The sequence below is a fragment of the Aurantimonas endophytica genome, from assembly GCF_014196845.1.
GTDB lineage: Bacteria > Pseudomonadota > Alphaproteobacteria > Rhizobiales > Rhizobiaceae > Aurantimonas > Aurantimonas endophytica.
Genome location: NZ_JACIEM010000003.1, coordinates 1 through 14,842, shown reverse-complemented (window position 1 = coordinate 14,842; position 14,842 = coordinate 1). Strand labels below are relative to the sequence as shown.

At 61.0% G+C, this 14,842-nt stretch carries 18 protein-coding genes; 7 read left to right on the top strand and 11 right to left on the bottom strand.

Going from position 1 to position 14,842, the window contains the following annotated elements:
• Window positions 1–197: 197 nt before the first annotated feature.
• A complete protein-coding gene (locus GGR03_RS11210; protein WP_183208068.1) occupies window positions 198–755 on the bottom strand; it encodes a hypothetical protein in 558 nt (185 codons plus the stop codon).
• A gap of 105 nt (window positions 756–860) precedes the next feature.
• A complete protein-coding gene (locus GGR03_RS11205; RefSeq protein ID WP_183208066.1) occupies window positions 861–1,265 on the bottom strand; it encodes a lysozyme inhibitor LprI family protein in 405 nt (134 codons plus the stop codon).
• Between the two features lie 461 nt (window positions 1,266–1,726).
• On the opposite strand from GGR03_RS11205, the gene GGR03_RS11200 reads away from it, so the two are divergent.
• Both GGR03_RS11200 and GGR03_RS24280 read left to right on the top strand, forming a co-directional pair.
• Window positions 1,727–1,951 (top strand): hypothetical protein, encoded by a 225-nt coding sequence (locus GGR03_RS11200; protein ID WP_183208064.1) that lies wholly within the window; start codon window positions 1,727–1,729, stop codon window positions 1,949–1,951.
• 145 nt (window positions 1,952–2,096) lie between these two features.
• The gene (locus GGR03_RS24280; protein WP_183209168.1) at window positions 2,097–2,351 is read left to right on the top strand and encodes a WGxxGxxG family protein; all 255 of its coding nucleotides are present in this window, start codon (window positions 2,097–2,099) and stop codon (window positions 2,349–2,351) included.
• Window positions 2,352–2,944: 593 nt separating this feature from the next.
• Here the strand turns inward: GGR03_RS24280 and GGR03_RS11190 are convergent.
• The 3 genes from GGR03_RS11190 to GGR03_RS11180 form a co-directional block, all read right to left on the bottom strand.
• The gene (locus tag GGR03_RS11190; RefSeq protein ID WP_183208062.1) at window positions 2,945–3,151 is read right to left on the bottom strand and encodes a hypothetical protein; all 207 of its coding nucleotides are present in this window, start codon (window positions 3,149–3,151) and stop codon (window positions 2,945–2,947) included.
• 16 nt (window positions 3,152–3,167) lie between these two features.
• A complete protein-coding gene (locus GGR03_RS11185) occupies window positions 3,168–3,401 on the bottom strand; it encodes a DUF6894 family protein (protein WP_183208061.1) in 234 nt (77 codons plus the stop codon).
• Window positions 3,402–3,492: 91 nt separating this feature from the next.
• Entirely contained in the window at window positions 3,493–4,227 is a 735-nt protein-coding gene (locus tag GGR03_RS11180; RefSeq protein ID WP_183208059.1) for a Crp/Fnr family transcriptional regulator, read from the bottom strand.
• Between the two features lie 190 nt (window positions 4,228–4,417).
• On the opposite strand from GGR03_RS11180, the gene GGR03_RS11175 reads away from it, so the two are divergent.
• The 4 genes from GGR03_RS11175 (at window position 4,418) to GGR03_RS11160 (ending at window position 10,141) form a co-directional block, all read left to right on the top strand.
• Window positions 4,418–5,080 (top strand): SOS response-associated peptidase, encoded by a 663-nt coding sequence (locus GGR03_RS11175; protein ID WP_183208057.1) that lies wholly within the window; start codon window positions 4,418–4,420, stop codon window positions 5,078–5,080.
• 110 nt (window positions 5,081–5,190) lie between these two features.
• Entirely contained in the window at window positions 5,191–7,512 is a 2,322-nt protein-coding gene (locus GGR03_RS11170; protein ID WP_183208055.1) for a P-loop ATPase, Sll1717 family, read from the top strand.
• A 1,091-nt stretch (window positions 7,513–8,603) separates the two neighbouring features.
• The gene (locus tag GGR03_RS11165; RefSeq protein ID WP_183208052.1) at window positions 8,604–9,656 is read left to right on the top strand and encodes a cytochrome-c peroxidase; all 1,053 of its coding nucleotides are present in this window, start codon (window positions 8,604–8,606) and stop codon (window positions 9,654–9,656) included.
• On the top strand, window positions 9,653–10,141 hold the full coding sequence (locus tag GGR03_RS11160) for a pseudoazurin (protein ID WP_183208050.1): 489 nt from the start codon (window positions 9,653–9,655) through the stop codon (window positions 10,139–10,141). Before GGR03_RS11165 ends, GGR03_RS11160 begins: the two co-directional genes overlap by 4 nt.
• Window positions 10,142–10,520: 379 nt before the next feature.
• Here the strand turns inward: GGR03_RS11160 and GGR03_RS11155 are convergent, their stop codons facing one another.
• The gene (locus tag GGR03_RS11155) at window positions 10,521–10,754 is read right to left on the bottom strand and encodes a DUF6894 family protein (protein ID WP_183208048.1); all 234 of its coding nucleotides are present in this window, start codon (window positions 10,752–10,754) and stop codon (window positions 10,521–10,523) included.
• A 236-nt stretch (window positions 10,755–10,990) separates the two neighbouring features.
• Window positions 10,991–11,326 (bottom strand): hypothetical protein, encoded by a 336-nt coding sequence (locus tag GGR03_RS11150; protein WP_246367902.1) that lies wholly within the window; start codon window positions 11,324–11,326, stop codon window positions 10,991–10,993.
• Window positions 11,327–11,583: 257 nt separating this feature from the next.
• On the opposite strand from GGR03_RS11150, the gene GGR03_RS11145 reads away from it, so the two are divergent.
• On the top strand, window positions 11,584–12,219 hold the full coding sequence (locus GGR03_RS11145) for a hypothetical protein (protein ID WP_183208046.1): 636 nt from the start codon (window positions 11,584–11,586) through the stop codon (window positions 12,217–12,219).
• Between the two features lie 170 nt (window positions 12,220–12,389).
• Here the strand turns inward: GGR03_RS11145 and GGR03_RS11140 are convergent, their stop codons facing one another.
• From GGR03_RS11140 to GGR03_RS11125, 4 genes are all read right to left on the bottom strand, one after another.
• A complete protein-coding gene (locus GGR03_RS11140; protein WP_210292112.1) occupies window positions 12,390–13,292 on the bottom strand; it encodes a cation efflux transmembrane domain-containing protein in 903 nt (300 codons plus the stop codon).
• 56 nt (window positions 13,293–13,348) lie between these two features.
• The gene (locus GGR03_RS11135; RefSeq protein WP_183208044.1) at window positions 13,349–13,786 is read right to left on the bottom strand and encodes a transporter substrate-binding domain-containing protein; all 438 of its coding nucleotides are present in this window, start codon (window positions 13,784–13,786) and stop codon (window positions 13,349–13,351) included.
• Window positions 13,787–14,000: 214 nt separating this feature from the next.
• Entirely contained in the window at window positions 14,001–14,267 is a 267-nt protein-coding gene (locus tag GGR03_RS11130; RefSeq protein ID WP_183208042.1) for a hypothetical protein, read from the bottom strand.
• On the bottom strand, window positions 14,264–14,842 hold a 579-nt coding region (locus GGR03_RS11125; RefSeq protein ID WP_183208040.1), incomplete at its 5' end, for a diguanylate cyclase. The genes GGR03_RS11125 and GGR03_RS11130, both read right to left, overlap by 4 nt.

Here is a 14,842-nt window from a genome sequence, read left to right as displayed (position 1 = left end):
CGGAGGCGTTATGCTGCAGCGGCCGCTGCCGGATGACGTGCTGGGGATCGTGGCGCGTGGGGAGCGGATGGATGGGCCGGCTAGCTCGTGCGGAACGATGTCTCGGTTCGCCTCACAGCGGGGGAGTTGCCGGAGTCTGTTACGAAAGGTGACATCGGGGAAGTGGTAACCGGCTCATCGCTGTGATCTCACTTGGCTCAACGGGAAGACCCGGTAGGTACCCGGTTCTCCAATCCGTTGCGTTCACGTTCCCCGGGAATTTCCTCGCGCCGCTCTCGGATCGAGGTGATCAGCTCTACGAGCCCGTTCCGTACCCTCCGATACTCCGTCGGATGATCCTCCTTCGCCGTGAAACCGTTGTGGTTTGCTTCGTCCCAATCCAGCGCAGCCTGCATGAACGCGATCCACCCATCGACGTCTCCTCCGACCCATTCGTTAATGGGGCGCCCGAAGCCGTCCAACATCGAAGCTAGAAGGGCCGGGTCGCCATCGGGCGGCAGGTCAGGATTGGCGGCGATGTGGAACCGCCATCGGAGTTGCCCTACGTAGAACCAGCGTACGGCTTCCTCCTTATCGCCGGCTTGGAACTTGCGGACCGCCAGGATGATGTAGCCGTAGGGGTGATCGTTCTTGACGGCCCGTTCCAGGTCAGCGAGCGGCATCGTCATCCGGTCTGACAGGATGTCCTGCGCTTGTCCCGGTAACGGTGCGGTACTCAGCGGCAAGATCAACAGGAAAAGAAGTCGCAGCATCATGGCGGGCTCTCCAGCGTTGCGCCTGCTCGTCGCCTGGGCGGCGCTGCAGCTGCGTCGACATCAGCGCGGCGGAGGGACGATTCGAGCTACGCCGATACGCATGTATTATTGCGGCGCGGTCGTTGCCCGGATGTCTTCGAGCGCATCGATGCGCGAATGAATGACAGCTGCGCGGCACGCATAGTACAAGAGATAGCGGCCGTTCTGGCCGTATTCCATCTCATTCAGATAGAAGAGGCAGGTCTTGTCGCGGAAGGCCAGCCATGCCCGCTGTTCATCCCGCAGGGGCTCTTTGCTGATTTCGCCGATGGATTCCATGACCGCGTGCCAAATTTGATTGAGGCGCGCGTCTTCACGCTCCAGGAAAGCGCCGCCGCACTCGCCGTAATCCGGCATGACGGTGTCGGCCCGTTCGACACAAGCATCATATTCCGCGTCCGATTCTGCTTCGGCGTGCGCCGGTAGTGCAGGCAGTTGGAGCAGGATGATAAGCGGCACTAGCAAGCGCATCCGTCGTCTCCTTCGAACCGCGTGATGCAGCTGCGCCCCCGCCACGCGGAAGGGAGGCTACGACGCGCAGAGGGTATTGGTCCGCGGTTGCGGGCAGACATCTAGAACGTGCGGGGGAGCGGAAAGACGGGAAATCTGCGTCTGACGTGATCGTCTCCGCCGCTCCGCCGCCGCCGCCTTCTTCCGGGAGCGCCGCTCCTCTTCAGCAATATCCAGATATGGCGTGGCCGTGTCCGGCTGGTGCGAGTATCCGGACTTGCGCTCAATCTCCCATAATACGCTACTCCAGTAGCGGCTGCGGCAGCGCACCTCCGTCCCGTCGAGCCAGTGCTGATTATCTAAAGCGTCCTGCTGGCGGTCGCGTGCAATGAGTAGGGCTGCTTGGGCCCCATGCAGCGCGATTAGTACTGCCACTTCCTGGCGCATCTCGGAAGAGGTTGGACGGAGCGGACGTCACGTCGGTGGATCATGACAACGCGAAGGGCATACCGGGGTTCGGCTTGATCACGGTGTTGGCGATGACGCGGTTGCTCACGTTACGGCTACCGCAGCGCACCGGCGCTTCCAATCAGAACATTCCGAGAATGGTCATCACCACAAGGCTCAGGATGATGGATATAACAACGGAGCTCAGGCAGCCGATGCCATTGGAGAAGAACAAGAACATCCGTCGCACCCGCTGTTGATCGCTGTAGGCAACGCGGCGCGAGAGGATCGGTTCAGTCCCTGAGACGCCCGGAACCGTGGCCGCCACCGCACTTCACGGTGACTTCACAGGAACGTTTTCGACGCGCTGTCATTTCGGATCATCATGATCATTGGGGAATTCATATGCACGCCCACCCACTCATCGTCTCAGTTTTCGCCATCGGATTACTTGCTGCTGCAGGCACTGGTGCTCTAGCTCAGGCTACAGCGCCAGACACTGAGACAGTGCAGCCGACGGTCGAAGTCGAACGGAACGATGATGACGAGGGCTTCGACCTCGGCTGGCTCGGGCTTCTCGGCCTTGCTGGCCTTGCCGGATTGAAGAAGCCGAAGCGCGAGACCCATGTGGTCGACAGGACCGACCGCCCGCACGTCTAACAGGCGCACGCCATCCACATCGCTGTCATGCCAGAGCCGCCGTCCCTTCACCGGGGCGGCGGCTTTCGTCGTTTCTCGACGCGAAACGTCTCTGTCATCTGGCTCGTTGCAGGCCCCCGAGCCCGGTCATCACCACATCTTTGATCCGCCTCCACCATGCGGCTCTCTTGTTCTCGGCGAGATCGACCGAGGCAGTATCTGGCATCGGATCGTCGCCGAAGATGGCTCTCCAGAGCCGTTCTCTCTCTTCGACTTCGGCTGATGGTGCCTCAGCGTGGGGGTCCGTCAGCGGGGGGCGTCCCCGGCTTCGGGTTCTGGAACGGCTGCGGTTGGCACTCTTACGCACGGGCCTGTCAATCCATGTCGGTGTCGGTGTCGTTTTTCGTTTCTTCGAAACCGTAGCAGCGCACGCCTGGGGCAACTAGCGGAGCTTGTTCCGGAGAAGCGGTTGACCGGGCAAAGGGGAGGGCCATCGGCGGATTGCGCTCTCCCTCCAGAATGCTCGGAAGGGCGGTCTTCCAGAGTAGCTTGCACAACTGGCTCGCCCGGTCTGCCGTGGCGGCCTTCTTGCGTTGAGGGATTGTCTGCCGGAACTACTCGGACCAGACCGGAGCCTTCGTAGCCTCCCGCTCGGCCTCGAACCCTTCGGCCCACAGGGCGTGATCAGGCGATCGCAGCGAGTGCGGATTGAGCGCCGCCGGCCCGCCGGCGCGAAAGACTTTCCGTCCCTCCGCCCACACCGTCCGCTCTCGTTCGGCGGCGGCAATTTTAGCGGCAAGGTCTTTGGCGGCGTCGTTCATCGTTTCCGATTTCTGCTCACCGCCACCCTGCCTCGAGCGTCAGCGAGGCGTGGAAGACCGGCCTGTCGGCCTGATCACGCACGCTGATGCTGATCACGTGGTGATCTCCGTCCGGCAACGCGTCGCACGCCATCTTGGGAAGCGCATCGATAGCGGCTTCCCGCACCGCGTCCTTCGTCTCGCACTCGATGCCTTCGTCGTCGGGGACGAAGACGCCATTGTCATCGATGTCGAAGTAGTAGCGGGCCACTCGAACCTCCGGGCGAAATCGCCTGTTCAGCCAATAGACGCTCCCGCTCTTCCATTTGATCCCGCCAGTGCCCCGGAATGTCCTTGGCCGCCTAGCTTCGAGCCTCCGGGTCGAGGTGCAGATAGAAGGGGTCGAACTCCGCGATCTTCTGCAGGCGTTCCCGGTGCACGATCGTCAGGTGTCGCTTCTCGACCCTGATCAACCCCTCGCTGCGCAGATCGCGAAGGGTCCGGTTGATCTGCACGACGGTGAGCCCCATCGCGTCTCCGATGTCCTGCTGCGTCATCAGGCGGATCGGCCGGTCCGCCAGCCCGACTGCTTCGAGCCGGACGTAGAGCTCGCACAGCATGTGGGCGACGCGCTGGCGTGCGTTCAGTCGGCCGAGACAACGCACCCATCGGCGGGTGACAGATCCGTCGATCAGCGTCTCCCGCCAAAGGGCCGAAGCGATACGAGGATTGCGCCCGCTGACCTCTGCAAGCGCTTGGTGCGGGATCATCGCGATCCTGGAAGGTGCGATGCTGCCGAGACTGTGATCCATGGTTGGCAGATGCAGTGACTGCAGGTCCGGAATATCGCCGGGCACGTAGAACGACAGGATCTGGCGCTTGCCCTCACGCGTGTCCAGGAACCTGGCAAGGAAGCCGTCGATGATCAGCACGCATTGATGGACGCGGTCGCCCTCCCGGCTGATCGTCTCGTTCTTGCCAATCTCACGGAGCGTCGCCGGCAGTGTTCGCAGGTCCGCCAGTTCCGTCTCGTCCAGGCCCGTCGAGCGATGAAGTCGTTTAATGAGAATTTCGGCAGGAGCCGAACTCGAGAGCATGGTGTGTCCAATCGGGAAGGTGTGAAGACCACCATAGCATCCAAGGGTGTTCAAATACCGACCGGATGTTAAGTGGACCGGGCCGCTAATCTGTTCTGCCTCTCCATCCTCCGTTGGTACGGCCAGGCTGATAACGGTAGCTAGCCGGGCTCGCCTCGACGATAGCTGTGGGTCGTGCTCTCATTCTGGAATGTGCAACCTCTACTCCATCACCAAGGGTCAGACGGCCATCATCGAGTTCACCCGCGCCATGCGGGACCGGACCGGCAACATGCCGCCGCTGCCGGGTGTCTTTCCCGACACGACGGCGCCGGTCGTCCGGAACGGCGAGGACGGCGAACGGGAGATGACGATGGCGCGCTGGGGCATGCCGTCACCGAAGTTCGCGCTCGAGGGCAAGAAGACCGACCCCGGGGTTACGAACATCCGGCGGACCAACAGCCCGCACTGGCGCCGCTGGCTCGGTCCGGCAAACCGCTGTGTCGTGCCGCTGACCTCCTTCTGCGAGTACGACACGATCGACGGCAAGAAGGTGCCGACCTGGTTTGCCGGCGACGAGAGCCGCCCCCTGATGGTGTTCGCCGGCATCTGGACGAACTGGACCAGCGTGCGGAAGATGAAGGAGGGGGAGGTCAACGCCGACCTCTACGGCTTCCTGACGACAGAGCCGAACGCGGTTGTCGGTTCGATCCACCCGAAGGCGATGCCAGTCATCCTGACGGAGCCGGAGGAGATCGACATCTGGATGCGCGCAGATTGGGCAGAGGCGTCGGCGCTGCAGCGGCCGCTGCCGGACGACGTGCTGCGGATCGTGGCGCGGGGGGAGAGGAAGGACGGGGAGGCGGCTGCCTAGAACGGCGGCGGAGCCGAGGCGAGGTCGATTTTTTCACCCGCAAGCCGGGCTAGAAGCCGAGCGGGTAAAGTGCTTTGTTCATTGAACACAGATTCGATGGACGAAGATTAATGGCCAGCTTTCACAAGACCGCTTTCTTCGCGTATCCGGGACAGCCACACGACCTCGTTGGCCCCATTGCTGCGGCGGCGCAGTCTGTGAACGGAGCCGGACGACTAAATATCTCCATCTGGCCGCAGCTGGAGATCTTCGGAGCCGAGATTCCTGAGGAGGTGCGAAAAGGCATCCTCACTACAGACGTCACGATTGTCGATGTTACCGTTCCAAACGCGAATGTTTACTACGAGGCCGGTTTCGCCATTGGAAGCGGCAAGTCCCTAGCCCCTGTAGTCAATGCGTCCTTTGCGAACGCGCAGCATAATGTGCAGCGGCAGGGCATATTCGACAACATCGGGTATCAAAGTTATGAAAACAGCCAAGAATTATCTTCTAAATTAGAGATACTTCCAAAAAATAATTTGGTGGATTTGTACTCCAAACCGATCAATCATCAGCAGCCATTATTCTTCCTGAACTCCCTCCGTAAAACAGATTTCATAATGGAGATCGTTTCCTCGGTGAAGGAATCTAGGGCCTTCTTCAGAAGCTACGATCCCGCCGAGGTTGCACGGTTTTCGACTGTTTGGGCCATTGGGGAGACGACAGCCTCATCCGGTATAATAATTCCCATTCTTGCCAGCCACATCGAGGACGCGGATCAACATAACCTGCGAGCCGCTTTCTTGGCCGGGCTTGGTCACGGACTAGGGCGACAGACTCTCATTATTCAACACGGGGCACGTCAGGAGGCCCGACCTGCCGATTTCCGAGAATTTATTAAAACTGTCAGCAGTGAACAAAACACAAGCGAAGTTGTAAAAGAGTTTGCCCAACAAGCCAGCATTGCAGCTCAAAGTTTTGGGGGTAGGAAATCGTCAGTAAAGAAGTCGTCGCTTCAGCGAATTAAACTCGGAAGCTCGGCGGCGGAAAACGAATTCAGAACGCTGGAGGAGTATTTTGTTGAAACGTCCGAGTTTATTAGAACTCTTCGGGGTGAAATCAATGTGGTAGCAGGTCGGAAGGGGTCGGGGAAGACGGCCATCTTCTTCATGGTCAGAGATCGGGTTCGTCCAGGTCGAGACGCTGTGGTCACAGACCTAAAGCCCGAGTCGCATCAGCTCAGCCTGTTCCGGGAGCAGCTAGTTAAAATCGTTGATGTTGGAGCTTTTGATCATACGCTCGCAGCGTTCTGGTATTTCATCATCCTTTCGGAAGTTCTTCATTCTATAAAGAGAAATCTCGATTACAGATCGAAGTTCGACACCGAGGCAATGCAGGCGTCTATCGAAATTGCGCGTACACTCGAAGAATTCAAAATCGAGGACAGCGGCGACTTCACGTCCCGGATAAACCGATTAGGAACCTTTGTTATAAACGAGATCGCAGACGCGAAACGCCGATCCCAGAGCCTTACGCCGGATCGACTAACGAACATCGTTTTTCGGGGCGGCATACCACAGCTTAAGGGCTTAATTTCGAAGTATACTAAAACCCATAGCGAGCTGTACCTGCTGTTCGATAACATCGACAAAGGTTGGCCAGCAGACGGGGTCAGCGAATTTGACGTTCGGCTGGTTCGGATACTTGTGGAGACTCTTGATAAGATCAAAAGGGATTTCGCGACGGTTGACAGAAACTTTCAGTCTGTCGTCTTTTTAAGAAATGATATATTTGAGCTTCTTCTCTCAAATACTCCTGACAAGGGCAAGGCAGGCAGTGTGCGCATCGATTGGACCGACCGCGCGAAACTTAAGCAAGTCATCTATCTACGACTGAAGTCATCATCGGGCGAGGTCAGCGCGACATTTGAGGCGCTGTGGCGAAAATCATTCGTCGCTACTGTAGGCGGCCAAGACAGTTTTGAGTATTTTGTAGACCACTGTCTTATGCGCCCGCGTTTTCTCATCAATATCATTGACTTTGCGATATCGAATGCCATTAACAGGGGGCATAACACCGTTACGGAAGAGGACTGCGTCGACGCTGTCAAGCAGCACAGCAATTATCTCGTCGATGATTTTGGCTACGAGGTCAGGGACGTGTCGGGCATCACATCCGAGCTGTTCTATGCTCTAATTGGATCCAGTCGGCACACCGGCCGCGACGACATAATCGGGAAGTTGCGAGACTTTGGGATAAACGAAGCCGACGTGGGGCGGGCGTTCAACCTTCTATTGTGGTACGGCGTGGTCGGACTGGTAGATCGGCATGACCACGAGCGGTATATTTATGACTACGACTACAACCAGCGCCGTCTCGACGCCGAGGTGCGCCTAGCAGGCCCGGATGCAAACTACGTGATCAACCCGGCCCTGTTCGTGGCTTTTGAGTAGAGGCCGCTCGGCCCGGTACCTGGCGTAAGATACGAAAAAGGGTCGCGCGGGCGACCCTTTTATTTTCTGCGACGTATCCCTGTCAGGGAGCTGGTTGCTAAAACCGACTTTCGCCCGCTTTATAACCCGTTACATGGCATCCTCGCTATCCAGGAAGTTGCTCTACCGCACGGGAAGAGGTCAATGGCGGAGTCTTAGCACAGGACACGAGGTTGGAAAAGGCCTCCCAGAGGCGAGGCTTGGCAAGGTCCGGCGCAAGTCGCTCCGATCGGAGTCGGCACCCTCACAGCCACCAGCGGCTCCTGGCTGTCGCAGAGAACACTGTCTCAAGGCGCTCTGCCTGGTTCTTGGGGCGCTCGAACGCGCGGACGCAAGAATGTAGGTCGGACCCGGTCGCATGCAGCCATGAAAGACGGCTACGCTCTGTCGGACCCGATACCCGGTCTCAGGGTCCGGCCGATGCCTATAGCCGGTCTGCCGCTCGTTCTCGCCCATGACGCTGTTCCAGTAGCAGCGGCGGTTGCGGACGACATCGTCATCGAGCCACCGCGCATCCTTCTCCGCCGCTCGCCGGCGATCGCGCGCCTCCAGCCATGCGCCCTTGGTGCCGTACATCGCCAGGAGCACGGTCACCTCCTGCCGGATCTGGGCGGAGGGTCTGAAGAGGTGGGAGAGCAGCCGGCGGATCATGACGGTTCGAAAGGCCTCCCGGTGCTCTGCTTGATGGTCGTGTTCGCCCGGACGCGGCAACTGATATCCCGGCTGCCGCAGCGAGCGCACTTCACCGGCGGGTGCCGCCCAACGTATCGCTGATCGCGGCCCCATAACTTGATCGCGCGGGCGAGTGTCAGGTCAAGATCGCGGCCACAGCCCTCGCAAATCCACGTCAGGCCCAGCCCTTGTCGACCAGGTCGCCGAGTGTGGAGATGCGATCGGCACCTTCTTCACGCCCATTCCCGATGCACCGCGTTCCACGCGTCGGCGACGTCAGCATAGTGGTTGGCGCAACCCCTGCGGTTTTTGATCTAGGTCAATGCGTAGCGGAGTTCCGTACGCTGCACTCGCAGATGCGAGATAGAAGGAGTGATACGATGTTAAACAGCAGGACCGTCCTACTGGGCGTAGGACTTGCCGCCTTGGCAACCGCTGCCGGCGCCAACGAATTACGCGAGACGGCTGCCATGCTCTTCGGAGCGGTGCCGGCTGAGGTTACCGAAGTACGCGGCGAGGCCGTGACGCCGGAGAGAGTTGAACTCGGACGGATGCTGTTCTTCGATCCGCGCCTGTCGAGCAGCCACATCATCAGTTGCAACACCTGCCACAGTATCGGGACGGGGGGCGCCGACAACGTGCCGACCTCGATCGGGCACGGCTGGCAGAAGGGGCCGCGGAACTCCCCGACCGTCCTTAATTCCATCTTCAACATCGCGCAGTTCTGGGACGGGCGGGCCCCCGATCTTCGCGAACAGGCAAAGGGCCCCGTGCAGGCCGGTGTCGAGATGGCAAGCACGCCGGATCGCGTCGTCGCCACGCTGAAGAGCATGCCCGACTACGTGAGCGCTTTCCAGACGGCGTTCCCCGGCGAAGACGATCCAGTCACCTTCGACAACATGGCGGTCGCCATCGAGGCCTTCGAGTCGCAACTGATTACTCCGAACTCGCGCTTCGACCAGTTCCTGGCCGGCAGCGACGATGCGCTCGACGACCAGGAGACCCACGGTCTGCAGGTGTTCATCGACAGCGGCTGCGGCGCCTGTCACAGCGGCTCGAATTTCGGCGGTCAGGACTACTTCCCGTTCGGCGTTGTCGAACGCCCCGGCGCCAGCATGCTGCCGCTGGACGACAAGGGCCGGTTCGCTGTCACCCAGACCGCCGACGACGAGTATGTCTTCCGCGCCGCTCCGCTCCGGAACGTCGAGCTGACCGCCCCTTACTTCCACAGCGGGCAGTCCTGGGATCTCGAGCAGGCCGTCGCGATCATGAGCACCAGCCAGCTCGGAACCGAGATGGCGGCCGACGACGTGACGGCGGTCGCGGCCTTCCTGCGCACTCTCACCGGCGAGCAGCCGACGATCGAGTATCCGATCCTGCCGCCGAGCACGATCGACACGCCGAAGCCGGAATACATGGGAGCGCCCCAATGACCGCGGCCCACGCAATCGTCTCCGCCGGGAGACACGTTCTCGCCGCGGGCTTCATCGCGCTCGCCGGACTCGCGACGAGCCCGGCCACCGCGTCCGCCGAGGAGCACGTGGTCGAGATGCTCAATCGCGGCGAGAGCGGCATCATGGTGTTCGAGCCCGCACTGGTCCGAGCCATGCCGGGCGACACGGTACGGTTCGTGCCGGTCGACCCCAGCCACAACGCGGTGAGCGTCGAGGGCATGATGCCGGCGGAAGCCGAGACGCTGGAAGGCGGGATGAACGAGGAGGTCGTCTACACCGTCGAGCAGCAGGGCGTGTACGGCATCCACTGCACGCCGCATTACGCGATGGGGATGGTCGCGCTGATCCAGGTCGGCGACGATCTGTCGAATCTCGACGAGGCGAGGGAAGCCGCGGCCAAGGCGCCCGGCCGAGCGAAGACTGTCTTTGCGAAGCTCTTCGAAGAAGTTCAGGCCGGCGAGTGACACACGCCTCCGGCACATCACCGCGCTGAGCGACGAGTTGCGTCCAACACTGCCCGATGCTCGCCCAGGCGTAAGGATTTCTCAGGGCGGCTAGCAGACTTGGCTCGCCCGGATCCCGGGCGGGCTTTCTGCGCTGGCAGATTGTCTTCTGGAAATACTACCACTCCGGCTCCGTCGTGGTCTCCCGCGCGGCATCGAATCCTTCTGTCCATAGAGTGTGATCAGGTGAGCGCGGTGAGTGCGGATTGAGAGCCGCCGCGCCGCGGGCGCGAAACGCTTTCCGTCCCTCCGCCCACACCGCCCGCTCTCGTTCGGCGGCAGCAATCTTGGCGGCAAGGTCTTTCCCCGTGTCATCCATCTCGCGTTCCGGGATTGCTGCTCATCGCCACCCCGCGTCGAGCGTCAGCGACGCGTGGAAGACCGGCTGGTCAGCCCGATCACGCACGCTGATGCTGATCACGTGGTGGTCCCCTTCAGGCGAAGCGTCGCAAGCCATCTTGGGGAGAGCATCGATAGCGGCTTCTCGCACCGCATCGAGAGTCTGGAGCTCGACGCCTTCCTCGTCAGGGACGGCGAGACCGCTATCGTCGATGTCGAAATAGTATCGCGCCATGCGACCCTCCGGAGCGGATCCAATTCAAAGGTACCCAATCGTCGACCAACTTCTGTGCGAGCAGTTCGGCGCCACTTTGATCGGTGGCCTGTGGGGGTTCCCCCGACTGCTCGTAGACTTCGTCGACATGCTGGGCCCCGGTCTGCTCCAGAGCCTCGGCATCCGTAATGACACCGGCTTCGAGGCCGGCAAGCGTGTCACGCGTGATCATTTCTGTCCGTCCCTTCCGCTGCGGATCAAATTGCCGCCGGTACGGCGGAGGATTCTTTATCCTTGCGCGTGCCGAGCTTTTTACCCGGCGGAAATGCCTGGTTAGGGTCATCATCATCATGATCCTCGTCTGGCCGAACCTCATCCATTCGATGCCTGATTGCCAGGTCGTAGATCACGTTGAGGATGTTGCGGTCTTTGAGGTGCGGGTCGGTCAACCCGAAAAGGGAGGCCCGGACGATCTTCTTCCCCGACGTCTTCGGACAACGCTTCTGGACGAAGTCGTAGAGGTCCCTGCCAGCAAGACCTTCCGTCGCACCATCGACCAGTGCCGCATAGATCTTCTTTCGCTTTCTACTCATCCGAGGGTTCTCCAAAGCCCGATAGCAGGTCGACAACGGCTCCAGACCCCACTCTGTTTACGGAGCATCGGGAAAGTGAATAGCCGTCAGTGAAGGAAGCCCAGGGTGGCGCGACGGTGCCGAAGTGGCGAGGAACCGAACGGACGCCGTTGCGCTTTCTATCCCCGCTGTGGGGGAGGCAAGCCAGCGCAGTTCGGCTGAGGTTCGGTAACGGCTTCTCCTGCGTGTTCTCCCCGACCTCAGGTGGAGAACGGCAAGTGATCGAGTGGATCAAATCCAACCATGAGATGATCAGCATCGCGATCAGCGGGGCCATGCTGATCGTCTGGATCGGCTACCTGCAGATTTTGGTCCGCAGTTATGTCCGGCAGACCCGCCCGAAGATCCTGATCAACCGGGGCGGGGGCGCCACCCTCGATGCTCCATGCCTTGTCAGCAACATGAGCAGCGACGCCATTTATGTGCAGAGCATCATTGTGGTGCTCGAAACAGCCGACGAGCGACGGATGTGCCCGGTGACAGAACTCGACGGGATCGAGGAGTGGGAAGAGCCCACGGACTTGAACCTGCGGACCCGGCAAGGTCCTCTTGATGCAGGCAAAGTCAGGAACATGGGGACGTTCCGGGGCATCATTGAGCACGCACTACGGGCGAGCTCTCAGACTCCGGAGCTTGGGACGGACCAGTGGGAGCGGCTGAAGCGCTTCGATGTCCGTGTGATCGCCACTTATGGATCTGAAGATCTCCCCGTGGGAGCGAACCGATGGTTCAAGCTATCTTGGGAAGGAGGGAACGCAACCATGCGGCCCGAGACCGCAGATACTGTGCAGATCCGCTCCCATCGCGAGCGCAGGAAGATCGCGAAGATGCTGAATGCCGAGGTTCAGGAGTGACGGAGCCGGAGGAGATCGACGTGTGGATGTGGCGGATTGGGCAGAGGCCTCGGCGCTGCAGCGGCCGCTGCCAGACGATGTGCTGCGGATCGTAGCGCGGGGGGAGCGGAAGGACGGGGACGTGGCGGTTTAGGACGGAGGTTTCCGGCAGGCCGCAGTCGCTGCGATTGCTACAGGCGGGAGGTCAAGAAATGCTCCTCCTCATCGAAGATCGGGTAGGCGGAATCGTCCGTCGGGCGCAGTGAAAGGTCGATTAGGCGCCAGTCTATCTCCTCCAGCGTTGCGAGCATCTCGGCGGTCACCAGACCGGCGTCCGGTCCCACGATCTCGCCGGTGACAAAGCGGCCGGTGGTACGCAAATGCCGCTGAACGCGCAGTCCCCACAGATCGAGTTGAGCGGTGAGGGTGTCGACGACGGGCGCCAAGTCGGGCGCGTCGATCCTGCGCGGTGCGCCATCGGCCAGTTCGACGGTGGAAATGCGCAGAGCTCGCAGGCCGTCCCGCAGGACGTCGAATGAAATGATCAGTGCCGCAACCGCGTCCGCCCACCAGAAGCCTAGGCTTACGCCGACGATGCCCCCAATCGCGGCCGCGCCCGTCATCCAGTCCGCCTTGTTCATGTCGGCGTCGGTGTGCAGTGTCTTGTCCTGCAACTGCTTCGCCAGCGGCAGCTTCATCCGGCCGAGGATCACCGGAGGCACACAGCTGTAAATTAGCGCCGCGATCATCAGCCAACCGAGCCAGATCTCCTCGCCGAAAATGGCGACCGAGCCGATGGTCGGATGTTCGGCCGTCACCAGCTTCAATGCGGATTCTGCAAGGAGCAGGGCGCCGAGAACGGTAAGCGCAACGGCACTGGCCAAGAACGCGATCGAGTTGAAGCGCTGCAGCCCGTAGGGAAAGCGCCGGCTCGGCGTGCGCCGCGAGAACTTCTCGGCGATCAGGAAAGCCGCAGGCGGAAGAAGGCTCAGAATGTCCTCGATCCACGCCGTCCGCATCGCCTGCGACGAGCCGAGCACGAAAGCGAGGAGCGCAATGATCGAGGCCATCCAAGCCAGCGTCCACCATTCCAAGCGTATCGCCCGGTGCAAGGCCTTCCGCTGTTCGTCAGGCAGGCGTTCGTGCGGCCTCATCGGTCCGACTGTGCCTTGCGAACGACCCGGTTGACCTCGAGCAGCCAGCGGTTCTCCCCGAGTGGCAGGGCAAAGACTCGATCTTCCGTCTCCCCAGCCAATTCCATTGTGCCAATCGATGTGCTCAGCGCCGCGTGGCTCGACCATGGGGTGGATGCCGCGATGCCGCCGATAGCCAGATCGACGTCTCCCGACTCCAGTGCAGCAAAAATGCTCTCGCCCGTGCCGCGGATCCATACGGGCTTGGCGTCCAATGCACGGGCAACTGCCAGAGCGAGGGTGGCCTCCTCGCCCTGCGCAGCCTGGTCGGGGAGGGCCGCATAGGGGGAGCCTTCAATGATCCCCACGACCATATTGCCCCCGCGTACCCTCTCCGCAGTGCCGTCCGGATCGCGCGGCAGGTCACAGGCCGCAACGGCCGAAAAAATTGCCATGGCAATTGCGGACCGTGCAGCGCGGGTCACGGCTCCAGCGCGAACATCGGAAATCCTCGAACATTTCGCCAAAGCCATAGCGCCTGATGCCGTCACTAATGTGCCGCCCGGTTCAGAGTGCCGGCCCTATTAGGCCGTTGCTCCGCAGGACATAGGACGAGCAGGAAGAATAGCATTGGCCCGGCCACGAGGCCGTTCGCTTCACGGCCGAAAGCTAAGGATCCAAATATCGTCTCGCCGTCTCAGATTGATGCCGGTAGCCCGTCTGCCGCTCGATCTCGCGCATGACGCTGTTCCAGTAGCGGCGGCGGTGGCGGACCACCCCGTCATCCACCCAGCGCGCATCCTTCTGCGCTGCACGCATGCGATCGCGCGCCTCCAGCCATGCACCCTTGGTGCCGTACATCGCCAGGAGCACCGTCACCTCTTGCCGGATCTGGGCGGAGGGTCTGAAGAGGCGGGAGAGCAGCCGGCGGATCATGTTGAGGCTGCATTCCATACAGCTGATGTCGGGGACAGCGCCTGATTGCCGGCCTCGCCAGGCTGATGGAGGACGGTCCGGTTGCGACCGGCCCGCTTGGCGCGATACAGCGCAGCATCTGCCTGATGCTGAAGCTGTTCCGACGAAACATTTGCGCCCGGCGCAGTGACCGCAATTCCGATGCTAACGGTAACGTGGCCAGAAACGCCGGACACCGGGTTGGACACCGAGGCGGTCTCAACGCTTCGGCGAATGCGTTCAGCCACTTTAAGGGCCCCGATCACATCCGTTTCGGGAAGGAGGATCAGGAATTCCTCACCGCCATAGCGGGCCACCTGATCACTGTCGCGCCGCAGACTCTCCCGGATGATCCCCGCCACCTTGATCAGACAACGATCACCTTCCGCATGGCCGAGGTTGTCGTTCAGGTGCTTGAAGTGGTCGATATCAAGCATGAGTATGGCGGCACCTGAGGGGCAGGCGTTTTTATCGTCCCAGATACGCTCCAGCAGTTCCTTCATCCCGCGCCGGTTGGCTACTCCGGTCAGCGGGTCGGTTCTCGCCAGCCGCTCGAG

Excerpts from the sequence above, each read along its gene's own strand:
- GGR03_RS11210 (WP_183208068.1), bottom strand. The coding sequence starts at position 755 with ATGATGCTGCGACTTCTTTTCCTGTTGATCTTGCCGCTGAGTACCGCA.
- GGR03_RS11205 (WP_183208066.1), bottom strand. The coding sequence starts at position 1,265 with ATGCGCTTGCTAGTGCCGCTTATCATCCTGCTCCAACTGCCTGCACTA.
- GGR03_RS24280 (WP_183209168.1), top strand. The coding sequence starts at position 2,097 with ATGCACGCCCACCCACTCATCGTCTCAGTTTTCGCCATCGGATTACTT.
- GGR03_RS11190 (WP_183208062.1), bottom strand. The coding sequence starts at position 3,151 with ATGAACGACGCCGCCAAAGACCTTGCCGCTAAAATTGCCGCCGCCGAA.
- GGR03_RS11180 (WP_183208059.1), bottom strand. The coding sequence starts at position 4,227 with ATGCTCTCGAGTTCGGCTCCTGCCGAAATTCTCATTAAACGACTTCAT.
- GGR03_RS11175 (WP_183208057.1), top strand. The coding sequence starts at position 4,418 with ATGTGCAACCTCTACTCCATCACCAAGGGTCAGACGGCCATCATCGAG.
- GGR03_RS11170 (WP_183208055.1), top strand. The coding sequence starts at position 5,191 with ATGGCCAGCTTTCACAAGACCGCTTTCTTCGCGTATCCGGGACAGCCA.
- GGR03_RS11165 (WP_183208052.1), top strand. The coding sequence starts at position 8,604 with ATGTTAAACAGCAGGACCGTCCTACTGGGCGTAGGACTTGCCGCCTTG.
- GGR03_RS11160 (WP_183208050.1), top strand. The coding sequence starts at position 9,653 with ATGACCGCGGCCCACGCAATCGTCTCCGCCGGGAGACACGTTCTCGCC.
- GGR03_RS11155 (WP_183208048.1), bottom strand. The coding sequence starts at position 10,754 with ATGGCGCGATACTATTTCGACATCGACGATAGCGGTCTCGCCGTCCCT.
- GGR03_RS11150 (WP_246367902.1), bottom strand. The coding sequence starts at position 11,326 with ATGAGTAGAAAGCGAAAGAAGATCTATGCGGCACTGGTCGATGGTGCG.
- GGR03_RS11135 (WP_183208044.1), bottom strand. The coding sequence starts at position 13,786 with ATGGCAATTTTTTCGGCCGTTGCGGCCTGTGACCTGCCGCGCGATCCG.
- GGR03_RS11130 (WP_183208042.1), bottom strand. The coding sequence starts at position 14,267 with ATGATCCGCCGGCTGCTCTCCCGCCTCTTCAGACCCTCCGCCCAGATC.